General features: G+C 63.5%; 18 protein-coding genes. 12 read left to right on the top strand and 6 right to left on the bottom strand.

Going from position 1 to position 18542, the window contains the following annotated elements; genetic code table 11:
* Nucleotides 1–71: 71 nt before the first annotated feature.
* The 10 genes from GTP45_RS04670 (at nucleotide 72) to GTP45_RS04715 (ending at nucleotide 10905) form a co-directional block, all read left to right on the top strand.
* Nucleotides 72–1127, top strand: coding sequence for a ligase-associated DNA damage response exonuclease (locus tag GTP45_RS04670; protein WP_161012741.1), 1056 nt, complete (start codon nucleotides 72–74; stop codon nucleotides 1125–1127).
* The gene (locus GTP45_RS04675) at nucleotides 1120–2739 is read left to right on the top strand and encodes an ATP-dependent DNA ligase (protein WP_161012742.1); all 1620 of its coding nucleotides are present in this window, start codon (nucleotides 1120–1122) and stop codon (nucleotides 2737–2739) included. Before GTP45_RS04670 ends, GTP45_RS04675 begins: the two co-directional genes overlap by 8 nt.
* A complete protein-coding gene (locus tag GTP45_RS04680) occupies nucleotides 2736–5153 on the top strand; it encodes a ligase-associated DNA damage response DEXH box helicase (RefSeq protein WP_161012743.1) in 2418 nt (805 codons plus the stop codon). Before GTP45_RS04675 ends, GTP45_RS04680 begins: the two co-directional genes overlap by 4 nt.
* On the top strand, nucleotides 5150–5797 hold the full coding sequence (gene pdeM, locus GTP45_RS04685; RefSeq protein ID WP_161012744.1) for a ligase-associated DNA damage response endonuclease PdeM: 648 nt from the start codon (nucleotides 5150–5152) through the stop codon (nucleotides 5795–5797). The genes GTP45_RS04680 and pdeM overlap by 4 nt, the downstream gene beginning before the upstream one ends.
* A 113-nt stretch (nucleotides 5798–5910) precedes the next feature.
* Nucleotides 5911–6342: a KGG domain-containing protein gene (locus GTP45_RS04690; protein ID WP_161012745.1), complete on the top strand. Its 432-nt coding sequence runs from the start codon at nucleotides 5911–5913 to the stop codon at nucleotides 6340–6342.
* A 145-nt stretch (nucleotides 6343–6487) separates the two neighbouring features.
* Nucleotides 6488–7135: a PepSY-associated TM helix domain-containing protein gene (locus tag GTP45_RS04695; RefSeq protein WP_161012746.1), complete on the top strand. Its 648-nt coding sequence runs from the start codon at nucleotides 6488–6490 to the stop codon at nucleotides 7133–7135.
* Nucleotides 7136–7153: 18 nt separating this feature from the next.
* A complete protein-coding gene (locus tag GTP45_RS04700; protein WP_161012747.1) occupies nucleotides 7154–7663 on the top strand; it encodes a DUF2271 domain-containing protein in 510 nt (169 codons plus the stop codon).
* A gap of 14 nt (nucleotides 7664–7677) precedes the next feature.
* Complete coding sequence (locus GTP45_RS04705) at nucleotides 7678–8520, top strand: DUF4198 domain-containing protein (protein ID WP_161012748.1); 843 nt, start codon at nucleotides 7678–7680, stop codon at nucleotides 8518–8520.
* A 7-nt stretch (nucleotides 8521–8527) separates the two neighbouring features.
* On the top strand, nucleotides 8528–9538 hold the full coding sequence (locus GTP45_RS04710) for an FAD:protein FMN transferase (protein WP_161012749.1): 1011 nt from the start codon (nucleotides 8528–8530) through the stop codon (nucleotides 9536–9538).
* Nucleotides 9535–10905, top strand: coding sequence for a sulfite reductase subunit alpha (locus tag GTP45_RS04715; RefSeq protein WP_161012750.1), 1371 nt, complete (start codon nucleotides 9535–9537; stop codon nucleotides 10903–10905). Before GTP45_RS04710 ends, GTP45_RS04715 begins: the two co-directional genes overlap by 4 nt.
* A 65-nt stretch (nucleotides 10906–10970) precedes the next feature.
* Here the strand turns inward: GTP45_RS04715 and GTP45_RS04720 are convergent, their stop codons facing one another.
* The 6 genes from GTP45_RS04720 to GTP45_RS04745 all read right to left on the bottom strand — a co-directional run bounded on the left by GTP45_RS04720 (nucleotide 10971) and on the right by GTP45_RS04745 (nucleotide 15297).
* Complete coding sequence (locus tag GTP45_RS04720; protein WP_161012751.1) at nucleotides 10971–12260, bottom strand: DUF2325 domain-containing protein; 1290 nt, start codon at nucleotides 12258–12260, stop codon at nucleotides 10971–10973.
* A 16-nt stretch (nucleotides 12261–12276) separates the two neighbouring features.
* Nucleotides 12277–12609 carry a hypothetical protein gene (locus GTP45_RS04725; protein WP_161012752.1) on the bottom strand — a complete coding sequence of 111 codons (333 nt, stop codon included), beginning with the start codon at nucleotides 12607–12609 and terminating at the stop codon, nucleotides 12277–12279.
* A gap of 107 nt (nucleotides 12610–12716) precedes the next feature.
* The gene (gene hemP / locus GTP45_RS04730) at nucleotides 12717–12920 is read right to left on the bottom strand and encodes a hemin uptake protein HemP (RefSeq protein ID WP_174821633.1); all 204 of its coding nucleotides are present in this window, start codon (nucleotides 12918–12920) and stop codon (nucleotides 12717–12719) included.
* A 179-nt stretch (nucleotides 12921–13099) separates the two neighbouring features.
* Nucleotides 13100–13891 carry a Crp/Fnr family transcriptional regulator gene (locus tag GTP45_RS04735; RefSeq protein ID WP_161013432.1) on the bottom strand — a complete coding sequence of 264 codons (792 nt, stop codon included), beginning with the start codon at nucleotides 13889–13891 and terminating at the stop codon, nucleotides 13100–13102.
* Between the two features lie 207 nt (nucleotides 13892–14098).
* Nucleotides 14099–14743 (bottom strand): response regulator, encoded by a 645-nt coding sequence (locus GTP45_RS04740; RefSeq protein WP_161012753.1) that lies wholly within the window; start codon nucleotides 14741–14743, stop codon nucleotides 14099–14101.
* A gap of 89 nt (nucleotides 14744–14832) precedes the next feature.
* Nucleotides 14833–15297, bottom strand: a complete 465-nt coding sequence (locus tag GTP45_RS04745) for a universal stress protein (RefSeq protein ID WP_161012754.1) — start codon at nucleotides 15295–15297, stop codon at nucleotides 14833–14835.
* Between the two features lie 268 nt (nucleotides 15298–15565).
* On the opposite strand from GTP45_RS04745, the gene GTP45_RS04750 reads away from it, so the two are divergent.
* Complete coding sequence (locus GTP45_RS04750) at nucleotides 15566–16399, top strand: protein phosphatase CheZ (RefSeq protein ID WP_161012755.1); 834 nt, start codon at nucleotides 15566–15568, stop codon at nucleotides 16397–16399.
* Nucleotides 16399–18288 carry a chemotaxis protein CheA gene (locus GTP45_RS04755; RefSeq protein ID WP_161012756.1) on the top strand — a complete coding sequence of 630 codons (1890 nt, stop codon included), beginning with the start codon at nucleotides 16399–16401 and terminating at the stop codon, nucleotides 18286–18288. Before GTP45_RS04750 ends, GTP45_RS04755 begins: the two co-directional genes overlap by 1 nt.
* Nucleotides 18289–18542: the final 254 nt, after the last annotated feature.

Consider the following 18542-nt stretch of genomic DNA (forward strand, 5'->3'; position numbering starts at 1 on the left):
TTAGTGCGTTGCCTGACAGAGCGTAATGCGGCGCGGAGGTATCATCGGCTATCGTCATTTGAAAGCCGTTTATGTCCGCAGATATGGTGATCGTCCGCCGTGAGGGCCTGTATTGTGTACCCGGCGATTTTTATATCGACCCGTGGCGTCCGGTCGAGCGCGCGGTAATTACCCATGGGCACGGCGATCATGCGCGCGGTGGCCATCAGCATTATCTGACCGCCGCCGAGGGCGTCAATGTGTTGCGCTCGCGGCTCGGCCAGGTCGATATTACCGGCCTGGCCTACGGCGAGCGGGTGCTGCACAACGGCGTGACGGTGTCGCTGCATCCGGCTGGCCACGTGCTGGGCTCGGCGCAAGTGCGGATGGAATACCGCGGCGAAGTGTGGGTGGCGTCTGGCGACTACAAGGTCGAGCCGGATCGCACCTGCACGCCGTTTGAACCGGTGCGTTGCGATACCTTCATCACCGAGTCGACCTTTGGCTTGCCGATTTATCAGTGGCGGCCGCAGCAGGAGATTGAGGACGACATCAATGCTTGGTGGGCTGCCAATGCGGCGCAGCAGCGCACCAGCGTGCTGCTCGGCTACAGCTTCGGCAAGGCGCAGCGCATGCTCAGTGGACTGGACTCCGGCATCGGCCCGATTGTCTGCCATGGCGCGGTGCAAAACCTCAACCAGGTCTACCGTGAAGAAGGCGTGTGGCTGCCGCCGACGCTGATGGTTGACCAGGTCGCCAAGAGCGAGCTTGGCAGTGCGCTGGTGCTGGCGCCGCCGTCAGCGGCCGGCTCGCCATGGATCAAGCGCTTCGGCGACTACAGCGATGCGTTTGCCAGCGGCTGGATGCAGTTGCGCGGCGCGCGCCGGCGCCGGGGCGTTGATCGCGGCTTTGTGCTGTCCGACCACGCAGACTGGCCGGGTTTGCTGTCAGCGATTACCGCCACCGGCGCCGCGCGCGTGATTGTCACCCACGGTTCGATTGCGGTCCTGGTGCGCTGGCTGCAGCAGCAAGGCTTGCAAGCGAGCGGCTTCGACACCGAGTACGGCGACGACGAGGCGGAGGACGCCGCTCCTGCCGCTGCCTCCTTATCGCTGGCAACCAGCGCCGAAGGTGGCCGCGATGCGTGAGTTCGCCCGCCTTTACGCCGCCCTCGACGAGACCACGGCCACCAACCGCAAGCTGGCGGCCTTGCAGGCCTATTTTGCCAGCGCCGCACCGCAAGACGCGGCGTGGGCGGTCTATTTCCTGGCGGGCGGCAAGCCGCGCCAAGCCGTGCCGACCAAGCTGCTGCGCTTATACGCCACCGAGTATGCCGGTCTCGACGAGTGGCTGTTTGATGAGTGCTATCAAGCCGTTGGCGACCTGGCTGAAACGATTGCCCTGATCCTGCCGCCGCCGCGCCATCCGAGCGAGATCGGGTTGGCCGACTGGATTGAGCTCGGTATCGCGCCATTGCGCGGCGCGGCGCCGGAAGCGGTGCGCGCTGCACTGTTCAGCTATTGGGATCAGCTCGAAGCGCGCGAACGGTTTTTGCTGACCAAGCTGATAGGCGGCGGTTTCCGGGTTGGCGTCTCGCGCCTGTTGGTGACGCGTGCGCTGAGCGCCATCGCCGGTCTGGACAGCAAACTGATCGCCCAGCGTCTGATGGGCTGGACCGATGGCAGCGTCAGCCCGACGGCGGCCGGTTATCAGCAATTGATCGCTGCGCACACGGCGCAAGAGCAAGCCGAGCGCGGCGGCCAGCCCTATCCGTTTTTCCTGGCCCACCCGCTGGAACGCGAGCCCTCCACGCTGGGCGCGCTGGGCGACTGGCAAGTCGAATGGAAGTATGACGGCATGCGCGCCCAGCTGGTGCGGCGCGACGGGCAAACCTGGCTGTGGTCGCGCGGCGAGGAATTGATCACCGAGCGCTTCCCCGAGCTGGCGGCGTTGCGCCTGCCGGAGGGCGTGGTGCTGGACGGCGAAATCCTGATCTGGCACGGCGGTGCCGCGCCGGCCCCGTTTTCCGACCTGCAAAAGCGCATGGGCCGCAAGCAGGTCTCGGCGCGCCTGCTGGGCGAACTGCCGGCGGTGATGGTGGTCTATGACTTGCTGGAACTGGATGGACGCGATCTGCGCGCGGCGCCCCAGGCTGAGCGGCGCCGCTTGCTCACGCAACTGATCGGTAGCATGCCGGGCTCGCCGCACTTGCGTCTGGCGCCGCTGATTAAGGCCGATAGCTGGGCGCAGCTGGCCCAGATCCGCACCGAGTCGCGCGCGCGTGGGGTGGAAGGCATGATGCTGAAAGCGCGCGACGCCCAGTACGGCGTCGGCCGCACCAAAAATGCCGGCACCTGGTGGAAATGGAAGATCGATCCCTACAGCGTGGATGCGGTGCTGATTTACGCTCAGGCCGGGCACGGCCGGCGCGCCTCGCTGTACACCGATTACACCTTTGCCGTATGGGACGAACAGCGCAATCTGGTGCCGTTTGCCAAGGCGTATTCCGGCCTGACCGATGCCGAGATTGCCAAAGTCGACCAGGCGATCCGCAAGACCACCATCGAAAAATTCGGCCCCGTGCGCAGCGTCACGCCGAGCATGGTGTTTGAGATCGGCTTTGAAGGCATTGCCAGTTCGCCGCGCCACAAGTCCGGCGTGGCGGTGCGCTTTCCGCGCATCTTGCGGCAGCGCCCGGATAAATCGATCGAGCAGGCCGACACGCTGGCGTCGCTGAAAAGCCTGCTGGCGGCAGCATGAACGGCGAGCAGTGGTTTGCCGCGCGCGGCTGGACGGTGTTTCCGTTTCAGCGCGAAGTGTGGGATGCTGCAGCGGCGGGGCGCTCGGGTTTGCTGCATGCGAGCACCGGCGCCGGCAAGACCTACGCCGTCTGGTTTGCCGCGCTGGAGCGCGCCGCCACGGTACGTTCGCCAGCTGGTCTGCGCATATTGTGGATCACGCCGATGCGGGCACTGGCCGCCGATACCTTGCGCGCGCTACAGGAGGCCGCGCCCGACTGGCAGGTGGAAGTGCGCAGCGGCGACACCAGCTCCGCGCAGCGCGCGCGCCAGAACAAGCGTCTGCCGGACGCCCTGATCACCACGCCGGAAAGCCTGACCCTGCTGCTCAGCCATGCCGATGCCGCCGAGCGCTTCCGTCATTTGCAGATGGTAATCATCGACGAATGGCACGAACTGATGGGCAACAAGCGCGGCGTGCAAACCCAGCTGGCGCTGGCGCGCTTGCGGCGCTGGCAGCCGGGGCTGCTGGTGTGGGGCCTGTCCGCCACCCTCGGCAACCTTGAGTGCGCCCGCCAGGCATTGATGCCGGACGGCGTGATCGTCGAAGGCCACGTCGCCAAGCCGCTGCTGATCGATACGCTGATCCCGGCCGCGCCGTCGCGTTTTCCGTGGGGCGGACACTTGGGCGTCCACATGCTGGCGCCGGTGATCGACGAAATCGAGCGCCACAGCACCACGCTGGTGTTCACCAACACCCGTTCGCAAGCCGAGCTCTGGTATCAGCATTTGCTGGAAGCGCGACCGGACTGGGCTGGGCTGATCGCGCTGCATCATGGTTCGCTGGACAAGGAGGTGCGCGAGTGGGTGGAACTGGGGCTGAAACAAGGGCAGTTGAAAGCGGTGGTGTGCACTTCCAGCCTCGACCTCGGCGTCGATTTCCTGCCGGTGGAACGCGTGCTGCAAATCGGCAGCGCCAAGGGGATTGCGCGGCTGCTGCAGCGGGCCGGGCGCAGCGGCCACGCGCCGGGCCGGGTGTCGCGCTTGACGCTGGTGCCGACGCAAAGCCTGGAATTGCTGGAGGCGGCTGGCGCGATTCAGGCCGTGGCGGCGCGCGACATCGAGGCGCGGCCAGTGCCGCACAAGCCGCTCGACGTGCTGGTGCAGCATCTGGTGACCATCGCGCTGGGCGGTGGCTTTCGCGCGCCGGAGTTGCTGGCGGAAGTGCGCAGCGCCTGGTCTTACCGCGAGCTCAGCGACGAAGAATGGCAATGGGCGCTCGATTTCGTCGCGCGCGGCGGCCAGACGCTGGAGGCGTATCCCGAATACCGCCGCGTGTTGCCGGATGATGAAGGCGTCTACCGGGTGCCGGATGTGGCGCTGGGGCGGCGCCACCGGATGGGCATCGGCACCATTGTTGCCGACGCTTCCTTGCAGGTGAAGTACGTCAGCGGCGGGCGGCTGGGCAGCGTTGAGGAATCGTTTATTGCGCGGCTGCGCAAGGGCGACCATTTCCTGTTTGCCGGCCGCATCCTCGAGTTCGTGCGTTTGCACGAAATGACTGCCTACGTAAGGCGCGCAACGGGCGCGCGGGGCGCGGTGCCGCGCTGGCAAGGCGGGCGCATGCCGCTGTCGTCGGAATTGGCGCACGCGGCGCTGGCGCAACTGGCGCTGGCCCAGGCCGGACGCTACGAGGGGCCGGAAATGCAGGCGCTCAAGCCGCTGCTGGCGATCCAGCAGCGCTGGTCGTCGCTGCCGACGGCGCAGGACACGGTGATCGAAGCCATGCACAGCCGCGAAGGCTGGCATCTGTTCATGTTTCCGTTTGCTGGCCGCTCGGTGCACCTGGGACTGGCGGCGTTGCTGGCCTACCGGGTCGGCCGCCAGCAGCCGGCGACGTTTTCGATGGCGATCAACGATTACGGACTGGAGCTGCTGTCAGCGCAGCCGCTGGACTGGGGAGCGCTGCTCGACGCCGGCACCGGCGCCGACATCGGTCTGCTCAGCACGGAGCACTTGCTGGAAGACGTGCTCGCCAGCCTGAACGCCAGCGAAATGGCGCAGCGCCGCTTCCGCGAAATTGCCCGCATCGCCGGGCTGGTGTTCCAGGGTTATCCTGGACAAGGCAGGAGTGCGCGCCAGTTGCAGGCATCGTCGTCGTTGTTCTTTGCCGTGTTCAGCAAGCACGACGCTGGCAACCTGCTGCTGACGCAGGCGCAGCGCGAGGTGCTGGAGCAAGAGCTGGAACTGGGACGCCTGCGCGCCACCTTGCTGGACTTGCAGGCACGCACGGTGCGTTTCCACGCGATTAAGCGCGCCACGCCGTTCGGCTTTGCCTTGATGGTGGAGCGTTTCCGCGAAAAACTCAGCACCGAAAAACTGTCGGATCGCGTGTCGCGCCTGGTACGCCAGCTGGAACGGGCGGCAGGCCCATGAGCTTGACGATCACAGTGGCCGGCGAGGCATTGCTCCTGCTGCCGCAGAAGGCCGTGTACTGGCCGAGCGAGCAAGTGCTGGTGGTGGCCGATATTCATTTCGGCAAGGCGGCCGCGTTCCGCGCGTTGGGCGTGCCGGTGCCGGCCGGCACCACCGGCGCCAACCTGGCCGCGCTCGATGCGCTGCTGGGGCTTTACCCGGTGCGGGAAATCCTGTTCCTCGGCGACTTCCTGCATTCGCGCACGGCGCGCGCGCCGGCCACGCTGACGGCGATGCAGGCATGGCGCGCGCGCTGGCCGCAAGTGCAGCTGACCTTGGTGCGCGGTAATCACGACGCGCATGCCGGCGATCCTCCCGCTGCACTGGGTATGCTGAGTGTGGATGAGCCGTATCAGCGCGGGCCGTTTGCATGCTGCCATCATCCGCAACCGGTGAGTGGCAGCGTGGTGCTGGCCGGACATCTTCACCCGGTGTACCACCTGCGCGCAGGTTGGGAGACGGTGCGTCTGCCGTGCTTTCTGCTGGCACCGGGGCGGCTGGTGCTGCCGTCGTTCGGCGCTTTCACCGGCGGCCATGCGGTGCAGCCTGAGCCGGGAGAGCGGGTTTTCGTCACCAGCGGCGAGACGGTGCTGGAAATTCCTTGATGCTGTTCTCCTACACTGCTTACTGCACACGTCCTACATCGTGTGCCCGGACGGTGCACTAGGATGACTACTCCTGCGCTGCAAGCAGGGCAGTCTTTAACGAGGAGATCATCATGGCAACCAGCGACAAAGGCAACAAGCAAGACGAGAAATCCGGCAACAAACAAAGCGGCGACACCAGCAAACGCGGTTTCGCTTCCATGGATCCAGAACAGCAGCGCGAAATTGCTGCTGAAGGCGGCCGCGCCGCGCATGAAAAAGGCACGGCGCACGAGTTTACCTCGGAAGAGGCGCGCCGCGCTGGCAGCATGAGCCACAAAAACGATGCGGGGCGCAGCAGCCAGAGCACCTCGTCGGATAGCGGTTCGCGCGGCAGCACTGGCGGCGGCAATAAAGGCAGCGCCGGCAGCTCGGGCAGCACCAAAGACGATGAGGATGAGGACACCGGTGACAACAGCCGTGGCGGCAGCGGTTCGCGCGGCGGCTCGGGCAGCAGCAGCGGTGGCTCAGGCGGTAGCTCGGGTGGTAGCCGTTCCAAGTCTTGACCATCCACAAGTAGTCCAATCGCAACCGCGGGCCATGCGCCTGCGGTTTTTTTTCGCCTGCGACTTTACATAATAGATACACAAGTTGGATTGACTCTTCAAATGATAATCATTATCATTTATGTTTTTCATCGAAGGAAGATCCGTGAGCGTACAAAGCGCCAGCTCCGCCCGCAATGCCAGCCGCGCCGTCTGGCTCAAGCATTTGCACCAGTGGCATTGGATCAGCTCGGCCATGTGCCTGCTCGGCATGTTCCTGTTTGCGATCACCGGCATCACCTTGAACCACGCCTCGCAGATCGAGGCCAAGCCGCACATCGTGCGCCAGCAGGCGCAGGCGCCGCAAGCGCTGACCGCTGAATTGCGCGCCTACGCAGAGCAGCACGACGGCGCCAAGGAGCCGCTGCCGGCCAAGGCTGAAGCATGGCTGGAACAGACCTTCAAGGTGCAGCCGGGCGGCCGCGCTGCTGAATGGTCGGTCGATGAAGTGTACCTGCCGATGCCCAAGGCCGGCGGCGATGCGTGGGTGCGCATCGGGCTGGAAGATGGCGCGACCGAATTTGAAAATACCGACCGCGGCTGGATCTCGTGGCTGAACGACGTCCACAAGGGCCGCAACACCGGCGCGGCGTGGAACTGGTTCATCGACATCTTTGCCGTGGCCTGCCTGGTGTTCTGCATCACCGGCTTACTGATCTTGAAATTCCACGCGGCCAACCGGCCGTTCACTTGGCCGATGGTGGGCCTGGGTGTACTGATTCCCGTAGTAATTGCACTGCTGTTTATTCACTAATCTCACGACAGGACTTCCATGAAATTACGCTACTCCATCGCGCTTAGTCTGCCACTTGCCAGTGCTTCGGCCATGGCTGCCGACCTCGCCCTGAAACTCGACGTGCCGCAACTGAACGTGGCCGAGTACCACCGTCCGTACATCGCCGCGTGGCTGGAGAACGCCGACCAGAAAGTGGTGGCCAACATCGCCGTGCTGTACGACACCAAGAAGAAGGACAACGCCGGCACCAAGTGGCTGAAAGACATGCGCCAGTGGTGGCGCAAGACCGGCCGCGAGCTGAGCATGCCGATGGACGGCGTGTCGGGCGCAACCAAGGCGCCGGGCGAAATCACCTTGAACGCCCCGAAAGGCGCGCTGGACAATCTGCCGGCCGGCCAATACACCGTGCTGGTGGAAGCCTCGCGCGAAGCCGGTGGCCGCGAAGTGGTGAAAGTGCCACTGGCATGGCCGCCAAAATCGGCTGCCAGCGTGAACGGCCAGGGCAAGGAAGAACTGGGCGCAGTTGTCGTGCAAGTCAAACCATAAGAACGGACGGGGATATGTCGAAACTGAATAAAACTGTAGTGGCGCTGGCGCTGGCTGGTTTGTCGATGGTGTCGCTGAGCGCGCACGCGCACAAGCCATGGCTGCTGCCATCGTCGAGCCAAGTGGAAGCGGGCCGCGACGGCAACGCCTGGGTGACCGTGGACGCCGCCATCTCGGAAGGCCTGTTCGATATCGATCACCAGCCGCTGAAGCTGGACGGCATTGAAGTCACCGGCCCGGACGGCGCCAAGGTGGCCATGGAGAACGCCAACAACGGCAAGCTGCGCAGCACCTTCGACCTGAAACTGGTGAAGACCGGCACCTACAAAATCGCGCTGGTGTCGCAAAGCGTGTTCGGCAGCTACAAGGACAAGGAAGGCAATGTGAAGCGCTTCCGCGGCACCGAGGAGTCGCTGGCCAAGGATGTACCGGCGGACGCCACCGAGGTGAAACTGTCGCGTACCGACAGCCGCTTGGAAACCTTCGTGTCGAATGGCGATGCAAGCAAGGAAGTGCTGAAGCCGACCGGTAAGGGACTGGAGCTGGTGCCGGTCACCCATCCGACCGAACTGCGCGCGGGCGAGAAGGCCACCTTCCGCTTCCTGCTGGACGGCAAGCCAGCCGCGAATCAAGGCGTGAGCCTGATTCCGGGCGGCGTGAAGTTCCGTGGCACGCTGGGCGAAATCCGCAAGAGCACCGACGCCAACGGCGAACTGACGTTTGTGCTGCCGGCAGCCGGCGCGTACATGGTCAGCAGCAGCTGGCCGGCAGCGGCGCCGCAAGTGCCGGGCCAGCCGCCGCAAATGCCTGCGCGCCGCGCGACTTACGCGGCCGTGGTCGAGATCCTGCCGGAATAAGGCTGGCATGCGCCGGGTTCTCCTGCCTCACGACATTTCCGACGACCCGGCGCCAGCAGGCGGCGTGATCCGCGACTACGCTGGCCGCAGCATGGGCACCAGCTGGTCAGTGCGGCTGGTGGCCGCGCCGGATGCGGCTTGCGATCATTTACAGGACGGGCTGCAACAGCAGCTCGATTCCATCGTGGCCGAGATGAGCCACTGGGAAGCGGAGTCCGACCTGGGCCGCTTCAACCGCGCGCCGAACGATAGCTGGCAGGTGTTGCCGCCGGCTTTCTTTGATGTGCTGTCTTACGCCATGGGCGTGGCGCGCGACTCCGGCGGCGCTTACGATCCGTGCGCTGGTTCGCTGGTCAACCTGTGGGGCTTCGGGCCGTATGGGCGTTTCGACCAGCCTGATTTTGTCGCCCCTTCGCAAGATGAAATTACCATCGCCCGCGCGCAGTTGGCGGCGCGGCCGGTGCAATTGCAGCGCGACGGCCGCCGCGCCTTGCAGCCGGGCGGCGTGCAGCTGGATTTGTCAGCCGTGGCCAAGGGCTACAGCGTGGACCGGCTGTCTTACTACTTGAAAACGCGGGGCTTTGCGCATCACCTGGTGGAGGTGGGCGGCGAGCTGCGCGGCGCCGGCGTCAAACCGGACGGGCAGCCGTGGTGGGTGATGCTGGAGCAGGTTACCGGCGCCGAGATGGACGAAATGGTGCTGGCGCTGCACGGCTTGTCGGTCGCCACCTCGGGCGACTACCGCCGCTACTTCGAGATGAACGGCCGGCGCTACTCCCACACCATCGACCCGCGCAACGGCATGCCGATCGCGAACGATCTGGCTTCCGTGACTGTGGTGCACCCGCAATGCATGGCGGCCGACGCCTGGTCGACCGCGCTGACCGTGCTGGGCAGCCGCGATGGCTTGCAGTTGGCCGAGCAGCAAGGCTTGGCTGCGCGATTTGTCGTTCGCCAAACGGACGGCAGTTTTACCGAATACCTGAGTTCCCATTTACGCAATATGCTTGACGAATGATTTGGACTAACGACCCCACCCGATTAATGCTGGTGGCAGGCATGGGCGCGGCTTACGCGCTGGTCTGCCTCGCGCCTTACTTGCGCACGCGCCGCAAGCGCTTGGCTGCCGCGCGCGCCAAGGCGGAAGCGGCGGCCATGCCCGACACTGGCTGGATCGTCGCCTACGCTAGCCAGACCGGCAATGCCGAGGAACTGGCGCAGCAGACCGCTGCCACCTTGAAGCTGGCCGGGATTCCGGCGCAGTTGTCCGAATTGTCTGAACTTGGGGCGGAAGATTTACAGCGCGCCGAGCGCGTGTTGTTCTTGGTCAGTACCTACGGCGAGGGCGATGCGCCGGATGGCGCAGCGGCGTTTGTCGGCCGCTTGATGACGACCTCGCTGCCGCTGCCGCGATTGCACTATGCGGTGCTGGCGCTGGGCGACAGTGCGTACGCGCAGTTCTGCGGTTTCGGCCGCGCGCTCGATCAGTGGCTGCAGGCGCAAGGCGCGCAGGCCTTGTTCCCGCGGGTGGAAGTGAATCGCAGTTCGGATGAGGCGATAGCGCAGTGGCGTCAGCAGTTGAGCCACTTGGTAGGCACCAGCGATGCGCCCGATTGGAGTGCGCCGGCGTTTGGCGAGTGGCGCTTGAGCGAGCGTGTGCAGTTGAATCTGGGTAGCGCGGGTGAGCCGATTTATCACCTGGAACTGGAGCCGGTTAGCGGTGTGCTGCCGGAGTGGCAGTCGGGCGATCTGGTGCAAGTTGCTGCACCGGCCGATCCATCGCGCGCGCGCGAGTATTCGATCGCGTCGATTCCTGCGGATGGACGCGTGCATTTGCTGGTGCGCTTGCATACGCATGAGGATGGCACGCATGGCGTGGCGTCGGGATGGTTGACGCAGCAGGCAGCGCTGGGTTCCAGCGTGCAGTTGCGGCTGCGCCAGCATAAGCGTTTCCGTTTGAATGGCAATTCGGAGCGGCCATTGATCTTGATCGGCAACGGCAGCGGCATCGCTGGTCTGCGCGGGCACTTGAAAGCGCGCGCGCTGGCGGGGCAGGGACGTAACTGGCTGCTGTTCGGCGAGCGCAATGCGGCTTACGATTACCACTACCGCGCCGAGCTCGACGGCTGGCAGCGCGATGGCATGCTGGAGAAACTGGACATGGTGTTCTCGCGCGATCAAGCCGAGCGGCGTTATGTGCAGGATCGTCTGGCCGAACAGGCCGACGAGGTGCGCGCGTGGGTGGCGCAAGGTGCGGCGATTTACATCTGCGGTAGCCTGGAGGGGATGGCGGCGGGAGTTGATACGGCCTTGGCAGCAGCCTTGGGCCGTGAAGTCCTTGATGACCTCGCTGCCACCGGCCGCTACCGTCGCGACGTCTACTAAAATTCGGGGTCAGTTCTGCCATTGGTACATGAGTACGTGTGCGATTGGCAGAACTGACCCCGAATTTAGTCTGCACCGGCCTGTTCGAGGCCGCGCGCCAGGCTGGAGATGCTAGGGTTGTCGATGAACACGCAACGCTTGCCGTTGCGCTTGCAGTAGTCTTTCACGCGCCAGTAGGCGCTGTGGCTGATGCAGCCGGTCTGGCAGATCACCAGGTCGGCCGCCGCCAGGCTCGCTTCGAGCCGGTTGGCGTTATCCTCCAAGCCGCCGTCATGATGCGTAAACTGCGCGCCTTCACGCTCGATCAACTCGCGGTAGCTGGCCACATTGCCATTCCTCCCGCCCACGCACAGCACGGCGCGATCGCTCAAGCGCAGCGGCATCTTCATGACGTGCTCAACCACTTGCTGTGCTTCTTCTTGCACTGCAACCGGCGCTTCAGCAGCGCGTGCTAATTCCAGCTTCAGCTCGTTGATCTGATTGCGCATGGCGCGCTCGCGTTCCTCCATCTGCGCCAGGCGCTCGGCCAGCCTGGCGCGCGACTCCAGTCCCGGAATCGACTCGCGCAACTGTTCCAGCTCAATCTTCAGCGAGTCGATCATGCTGTCCTTGCCCACCACTTGTGCGCGCAACTGCATCAGCTGCGCGCCATGCTTCTCGGCCTCGCTGCTTTTCTCGGCCATCAGGGCGGTAGCGCGCTGCTGCGCCTTGTTCAAATCGTGCGCCAGGCGCTTGTTCTCTTCCAGCGTGGCGTTGAACTTGCTGATGTCGGCACGCACACAAGCGCCGGCCTGGTGCTGCACCATGTGCAGGTCGCGGCACATCTGTTCTTCCAGCTCGGAAGTGCAGCGCGGGTGCGTGAGACCGGCCCAGAACGCGCCGGCCACGTCGCCATTCGCCACGGCGGTGCGCCACAGCTCGGCCACCTGCTCGGTGCTCTTGGCGTTGCGGAAGCGCAGCAACACCGGCGCGTAACGGCGCTCCAGCTCTTTTTGCAGTGCCTCGGACAGCCGGTTGCGCGTCGAGCATTCGGTCACCGCGCCGACGTGCACCTCGTAATCATCGGCCACCACCTTGCCATTGGTGACTTTATCGACCAGCTTGCGCAGCACGCCCAGCGGGAAGCCGACACCGACCAGCGGACAATGGCAGGCATGGCCCAGTTCCCACAGCCGGCGGCGGCGCGAAGCCTGCGCTTCCGGCTCTTTCGCCAGCGCGCTCAGCACATTGTTGATGACCGGCTTGATGACTTGCTGCTTGGCTTGTTCCGGCGCGCGGGTGGCGCCCACCGGGCCGCTAACCTGCGGCATGGCGGCGGCAATGATGGCCGCCAATGGATCGTGTTTTTCGCACATGTGAAGCGCTCCCGATTCAGGCCACCGACGGCGCGGTGCGCGCGCGTGCCATGATGCGGCTGAGGAAGTTGGTCTTTTCCTGCTCGTGCATATTGCGCTCCACCTCGTGCGCCCACTGCTCGGACAGCTGGGCGCAGGTTGCGCTCAGCACCGGCGCCAGGTCAGGCAGGCTAGCCAGTGCTTTCAAGTGGCGCTCGATGACCGAGGCCAGCTTGACGCAGCCGCCAGCGTCGTCGCTGCCGGCTGTGTAATGCGACATCAGATGCAGCACGGCGGACAGCATCAGTTCGGGATTGTGGCCGCCATGCGATGGGGCGAGGAAGATCGGGTTGCTTTGTTCGATGGCCATCAGACGCTCCTGATTCGGAAAGAGAGTTTGGCTGGCTAGGTTGGCTGGCTACTCGAGGGGGAGAGTGGGCGCGGCGGCGCCCTTTAACGCACAGTTAATTGGAATGCTTAAGCGGTGAGAATCAATTTATTCAGCTGGGTGATGCGCAAGCGGTAAACGCGGCCGCTGTGTTCGATTTCGAGCTCGCGGCCGCCTTCCATCAGGCTGGCGCTGGTGATGCGCTTGACTGGCTTGACGGCTTGTACGGCGGCAGCTGCAGCAACTGGGTGGGCAGCGATGGCAGGAGGCATGGCAGGGGTCGTTGTAATCATCGTCTGGTTCTCCATAAATAAGAATGATTCGTATTTGCATTCATTATTGTGGAAGCCGCGATGGAATGCAAGCCTTTTTCAGTTATAAATTCATTAAAAAAATGGCCCGGTCAGAAACCGGGCCCAAGGCTGGGTAATACGGGGGGTAATACTGAGTAAGACGACTGAGGTGCTACGTGCTACAAGGCCGCCAGCAACTGGCCGGACGGTACGGTATCGCCGCGCTTGCTGCGCGAAGCAGGGCGGCCGCGCGTGCGCGACGGCGGCAGGCGGCGTAAAGTTTTCAGGGCTTCGGGATCCTTGATGCCGATGGTGCGCTGGTCGACGCTGATCATGCCGATTTCGTTGAAGGCCGACAGCGTGCGGCTCACGGTTTCGAGCGTCAGCCCGAGGTAGCTGCCGATTTCGTGGCGCGTCATGCGCAGGTTGAACAGCTTGCTCGAATAGCCCATCTGCGCGAAGCGTTCGGCCAGCGCCACCAGGAAGCGCGCCACCCGCGCCTCGGCGCTCAGCGCGCCCAGCATGCCGATCATCGATTGCTCGCGTACCAGCTCGCGGCTCATCACGCCGTACATCATGTTTTCCAGCTCCGGGTGGATGCGGCCCAGCGTGGTCAGCTTCTTGAATGGCAGCAGGATCAGGTCGCAATCGGACAGCGCCACCGCTTCCGACGAGTAATGGCGGGTGTGGATGCCGTCCACGCCCAGCATGTCGCCCTTCATCGGGAAGCTCAGCACTTGCTCGTTGCCGTATTCGTCGATGAGCACGGTTTTCAAGAAGCCGGAATTGACGATGTACAGGGTGTCGAACGGCTGGCCGATGGTGTGGATGCGCTGGCCGGTTTTAAATTGCACGTGCTGGAACAGCAGCTCCTCGTTGGCCAGCGAGTTGGCCGCCGGAATGTGCAGGAGGTCGCAGACTTCCTTGAGGTTCGACCAGAGCCGCCCCTGACGCTGGCGGCCGGCTTCCATCGACGACGATTGCAGCGTCGTCGTGGCCGGGCGAATTTCAGTCGTTTGCGTAGACAGCATGGTTATCTCTCCTGTGGGCTAGGTGCTGTGCGGTATGGTTTCAGTATGCCAACACAGGGGAGGGATAGATATCAGCAAAGGCTGAATGTAGACGTAGGACTCACGCCGGCAAATGTAGGAGTTCTCCTACGCCCGAGCTTGCTTCGCTCAGGTCTTGAAGGGGGACAATAATCGATGGGCCACCGCGTACTGAACCATTTCCGACAGCGAACCCATGCCCATCTTCTGCATGATGCGGGTCTTGTGGGTGCTGACGGTTTTCACGCTCAGGTGCAGGCTGTTGGCGATCTCGGTAATGGAGCGGCCGGCCACCAGCAGCGAGAACACCTCGAATTCGCGGTCGGATAATTGTTTATGCAGCAGCGACTCGTGCGGCATCATGATGTTGAGCGCCAATTGCTCCGCCACTTCGGTACTAATATACGGACGGCCGGAAGCGACCTTGCGGATGGCGCCGACCAGCTGGGTGCCGGCGCTTTCCTTGGTCAGATAGCCCTGCGCGCCGGCGCGGATGGCGCGCACCGCGTACTGTTCTTCCTCGTGCATGGTGAGAATCAGGATGGCCAGCTTGGGGGCCTCGGCCTTGATCTGGCGGATCAGGTCGACGCCGCTGCGGCCGGGCATGGACAAGTCCAGCAGCAGCAGGTCGAAGCCGCCTTGGCGCACGTGGCCCAGCACCTCGAAGCCGTCGATGGCTTCGCCCACGATGTCGATGTCCGGCGCACCGTCGAGTATGCGCTTGAGGCCTTCACGCATGATGGTGTGGTCATCCGCAATGACGATACGAATCATAAGGGCCGCTAAAAAAGTGATTAATAGTAAGTGTTATTATGTTTGAATCAATCTTATGATCTTACTACAGAAAAGCGGCCGCACGCTGATTATTTGCCGGGTTCCTTGATTAAGCGGTGCACCAGTACCGGGATTTTGGAGTTGTGCAACACCTTGTTGGTTACACTGCCCAGCAGCAATTGGCCCCAGCCGCTGCGTCCGTGGGAGCCGATGAAGATCAGGTCGCAGCCGTTCTGTTGCGCCACGTCGACGATCTTCAGCGCGGCGCTCTCGTGGAACGCGGTCATGGCCTCGCAGCGCACGCCGCGCCGGGCGCAGGACGCGACCACGTCCTGGGTGTGCTCTTGCCCGGCACGCTGCATGGCGGCGCGGTATTCGTCCTCGCTGGGATAGCTGGGCGGGATGATTTCAACGTAGATCGGGTACTGGTACTCGGGCGCCACGAACAGCGCCAGCACCTCGGCGCCCAGCTGCTCGGCAAACTGCACGCCGGCGCAGGCGGTCTTGCTGGAGACGGCGGAACCGTCGGTGGTGATCAGGATTTTGCGGTACATGATGAACCTCCTTTCTGATTCAGCTCACAGCTTCATTGTAGTCGCGATTTACATTATTGATACTATGGAAAGACTTGATATTTATCAAATAAAAGTGCTTTGTCCTGCGGAGCGCGGTGTGGGCTTTTATGCTTTTTACAGGTTTTTTTTGCACTAAAGCACTACTTTTGTGTCTCGCGGCATACTCCGTTGTTCTATCCAATGTTAGTATCTCCAAATACAGCTAGTTTAGGGCAGCAAATTTACCAAATATGGAGAAGCAGGGATTATGACTAACGCCGCTGACGATTTCGACGCATTATTTGAAGAAGTGTCCGCTCAGAGCAAATCCGCAGCGCCAGCTCCAGCACCAGCACCCGCGCCGGCCGCTGCTGCGGAAGATGACCTGGAAAGCCTGTTCGAAGAAGTCGCCGCCGCCAGGCCGCCCGATGCGGCGGCATCCGCCGCACCCGAAGCCGCTCCTGCGGCTGCACCTGCCGCCGACGGCGGCGAGGGCGAGGGCGGCAAGGACGTGATGTTTGAACGCCTCGGCGGCATCGTGCGCCTGCTGCACGATTCGCTTCGCGAACTCGGCTACGACAAGGCGCTGACCGAAGCCGCGACCCAGATCAGCGACGCCCAAGACCGCCTCGAATACGTCGCCTCGCTTACCGAGCAAGCCGCCAACAAGGTGCTCAACACCCTGGACGAGGGCATGCCGGAGCAGGACGTGCTGTCCAAGCAGTCCAAGGACATGGAAACCCGCTGGGCCGACCTGTTTGCCGGCAAATTGAGCCTGGAACAGTTCAAGCAACTGGCCGGCGACTCGCAGAAATTCGCCGTGGCCGTGTCGGCCGCTACCGAAGCCGAAAAAGCCCGCCTGCTGGACATCATGATGGCGCAGGACTTCCAGGACATTACCGGTCAGCTGATCAAGAAGGTGGTGCACATCACCAAGACCGTGGAGCAAGAGCTGGCGCAGCTGCTGAAAGACAATGCGCCGCCTAGCGTCAAGGAAAAAATTGCGCAGAAAGAAGTGTCCCTGATGTCCGGCCCATCGGCTCCGACCGTGGCGCTGAATCAGGATAGTGTTGACGACCTTCTTGCCGATCTGGGGTTCTAATGGACGATATGCTGAAGGATTTCGTCGTTGAGGCGATGGATCTGGCGGTCAACGTGGAGGAGCACCTGCTGCGCCTCGAACGCGACCCGGACAATAAAGAGACGCTGAATGCGGTGTTCCGTTCCTTCCACACGATCAAGGGCGGTGCTGGTTTCATGGGCTTGCCTGCGCTGGTCGCGGCCTGCCACCTGACCGAAAACTTGTTCGACGCATTGCGTACCGGTGCTGCGCCGGTCACCCCGCTGTCGATCGAAGCGGCGTTGCAGGCCTCCGGCTTTGTGGCCGACCAGCTGGCTGAACTGAACGACGGCGCCGAACCGAGCAGCCTGCCGGCCTTGCCGGGCGACCTGGAAGCGCTGTTGAACGACGCCATTGCCGGCAAGTCCGACTCGGCGCCGGCCAAGCCTGCCGCCGCACCGGCGCCTGCCGCTGCCGCGCCAGCCCCGGTTGCCGCTGCTGCGGTCGCTGCGCCAGCCGCCGCGCCATCGGCCGACGGCCTGGACTGGGAAGGCATGTATGAAAGCGTGATGCCGGCCGGTAGCTATACCCGTTCCGCACCGCCGCCTGCTGCAGTTGCTGCCGCACCGGCCGCTGCGCCGGCCGCGCCTACCTCGGCTGAAATCGCCGCCGTTGCTGCTGAAGTCAAGGCTGCGCCGCGCCGCGAAGCCTCCGAGAAAAAGGAGGAGCGCCCGCAAAGTGCACCGGCCAAGGAAGAATCGATCCGTATCGACGCCGTCAAGCTGGACGCGCTGCTGGAAGTGGCTGGCGAATCGGTGCAGGCCGCCAACCAGGCCGCCGTGCTGCTGGAACGCCTGATGCAGTTCAAGTTTGAGGGCCAGGCGCAAACGCTGATGTCGACGCTGGCTGAAACGCTGGAACGCGCCTCGCGCTACTCGACCGAACTGCAGCGCGCCACGCTGGCAACCCGCATGCAGCCGGTGGGCCGCCTGTTCCAGAAATTCCCGCGACTGGTGCGCGAACTGGCCAAGGATCTGGGCAAGGAAGTCGATCTGAACATCGAGGGTGCGGAGACCGAAGTCGACCGCGTGGTGGTCGATTCGCTGTACGATCCGCTGGTGCACATGCTGCGCAACTCGCTCGACCACGGGGTGGAAACGCCGGAAGAGCGCGCCATTGCCGGCAAGCCGATCAAGTCCTTCATCCAGTTGAAAGCATGGCAGGAAGCCAACAGCGTCATGATCGTGCTGCAAGATGACGGCAAGGGCATGGATCCGGTCAAGCTGCGCGCCAAGGCGCTGCAGAAGGGTCTGATTTCCGAATCAGCGCAGCTTTCCACCGACGATTGCCTGCAACTGGTATTCTTACCGGGTTTCTCGACCAAGGAAGTGGCATCGAGCGTGTCCGGCCGCGGCGTCGGCATGGACGTGGTGAAGACCGCCGTGGAGAAAAACCGCGGCGCGATCCAGATCGAGTCCGAGCTGGGCAAGGGCACCAAGTTCTCCATCCGCCTGCCGATCGAGCTGTCGATTGTGCCGACCATGCTGGTGTCGACCTCGGGCGCCGCGCTGGCGCTGCCGATGGCCGTGGTGCAGCGTGTGGTCGAGCTGCCGGAAGTGTTCATGGAAGTGGGCGGCGCGCCGGTCTTGAAAGACCAGGGCCGTCCGCTGCCGGTGCGCTCGCTGGCCGATTCGCTCGGCTACGAGAGCTGCCGCGAGAAGGTGGGTATTGTTGTCTCGGCACCACAGCCTTACATCCTGGCCGTGGAAGCGGTGGACGGCACTGCCGACCTGGTGATTAAACCAATGACCGCGATTACCGTCGAGGGCATTACCGGCACGGCTCGCTCCGCCGAGGGCGAGCTGGTGCTAGTGGTAGGCCTATCGTTCCTAATGGACGGTTGTCGAGGTAGTGTACGCATGGCGGCCTGAGTCGAAAGACCGGGTTAGAAGGAACCGAAGCCTGCGTCCCACGCAGGCTTTTTTTTTCGGTATCACAATTAGTACCCCGCACGGCGGTATGCCGCGGGGTCTGACCCCGTACGGGGTCAGACCCCTCTCACGTAGTGCGGGGTAGCAGTATCAAGGGGTCATACCAAGTCGATCGGTATGCAGAAGGCGTCGGGCTCAAGAGGCTGGACAGCGGTGGCTGCTATTGCATTGCACAATATGGCATAATCAAGTTG

The sequence above is a fragment of the Duganella rivi genome (assembly GCF_009857435.1).
Taxonomy (GTDB): domain Bacteria; phylum Pseudomonadota; class Gammaproteobacteria; order Burkholderiales; family Burkholderiaceae_D; genus Rugamonas; species Rugamonas rivi.

Bases quoted from the DNA above. Each gene is read 5' to 3' on its own strand.
- GTP45_RS04670 (WP_161012741.1), top strand. From the start codon at position 72: ATGTCCGCAGATATGGTGATCGTCCGCCGTGAGGGCCTGTATTGTGTA.
- GTP45_RS04675 (WP_161012742.1), top strand. From the start codon at position 1,120: ATGCGTGAGTTCGCCCGCCTTTACGCCGCCCTCGACGAGACCACGGCC.
- GTP45_RS04680 (WP_161012743.1), top strand. From the start codon at position 2,736: ATGAACGGCGAGCAGTGGTTTGCCGCGCGCGGCTGGACGGTGTTTCCG.
- pdeM (WP_161012744.1), top strand. From the start codon at position 5,150: ATGAGCTTGACGATCACAGTGGCCGGCGAGGCATTGCTCCTGCTGCCG.
- GTP45_RS04690 (WP_161012745.1), top strand. From the start codon at position 5,911: ATGGCAACCAGCGACAAAGGCAACAAGCAAGACGAGAAATCCGGCAAC.
- GTP45_RS04700 (WP_161012747.1), top strand. From the start codon at position 7,154: ATGAAATTACGCTACTCCATCGCGCTTAGTCTGCCACTTGCCAGTGCT.
- GTP45_RS04705 (WP_161012748.1), top strand. From the start codon at position 7,678: ATGTCGAAACTGAATAAAACTGTAGTGGCGCTGGCGCTGGCTGGTTTG.
- GTP45_RS04710 (WP_161012749.1), top strand. From the start codon at position 8,528: ATGCGCCGGGTTCTCCTGCCTCACGACATTTCCGACGACCCGGCGCCA.
- GTP45_RS04715 (WP_161012750.1), top strand. From the start codon at position 9,535: ATGATTTGGACTAACGACCCCACCCGATTAATGCTGGTGGCAGGCATG.
- GTP45_RS04720 (WP_161012751.1), bottom strand. From the start codon at position 12,260: ATGTGCGAAAAACACGATCCATTGGCGGCCATCATTGCCGCCGCCATG.
- GTP45_RS04725 (WP_161012752.1), bottom strand. From the start codon at position 12,609: ATGGCCATCGAACAAAGCAACCCGATCTTCCTCGCCCCATCGCATGGC.
- hemP (WP_174821633.1), bottom strand. From the start codon at position 12,920: ATGATTACAACGACCCCTGCCATGCCTCCTGCCATCGCTGCCCACCCA.
- GTP45_RS04735 (WP_161013432.1), bottom strand. From the start codon at position 13,891: ATGGAAGCCGGCCGCCAGCGTCAGGGGCGGCTCTGGTCGAACCTCAAG.
- GTP45_RS04740 (WP_161012753.1), bottom strand. From the start codon at position 14,743: ATGATTCGTATCGTCATTGCGGATGACCACACCATCATGCGTGAAGGC.
- GTP45_RS04745 (WP_161012754.1), bottom strand. From the start codon at position 15,297: ATGTACCGCAAAATCCTGATCACCACCGACGGTTCCGCCGTCTCCAGC.
- GTP45_RS04750 (WP_161012755.1), top strand. From the start codon at position 15,566: ATGACTAACGCCGCTGACGATTTCGACGCATTATTTGAAGAAGTGTCC.
- GTP45_RS04755 (WP_161012756.1), top strand. From the start codon at position 16,399: ATGGACGATATGCTGAAGGATTTCGTCGTTGAGGCGATGGATCTGGCG.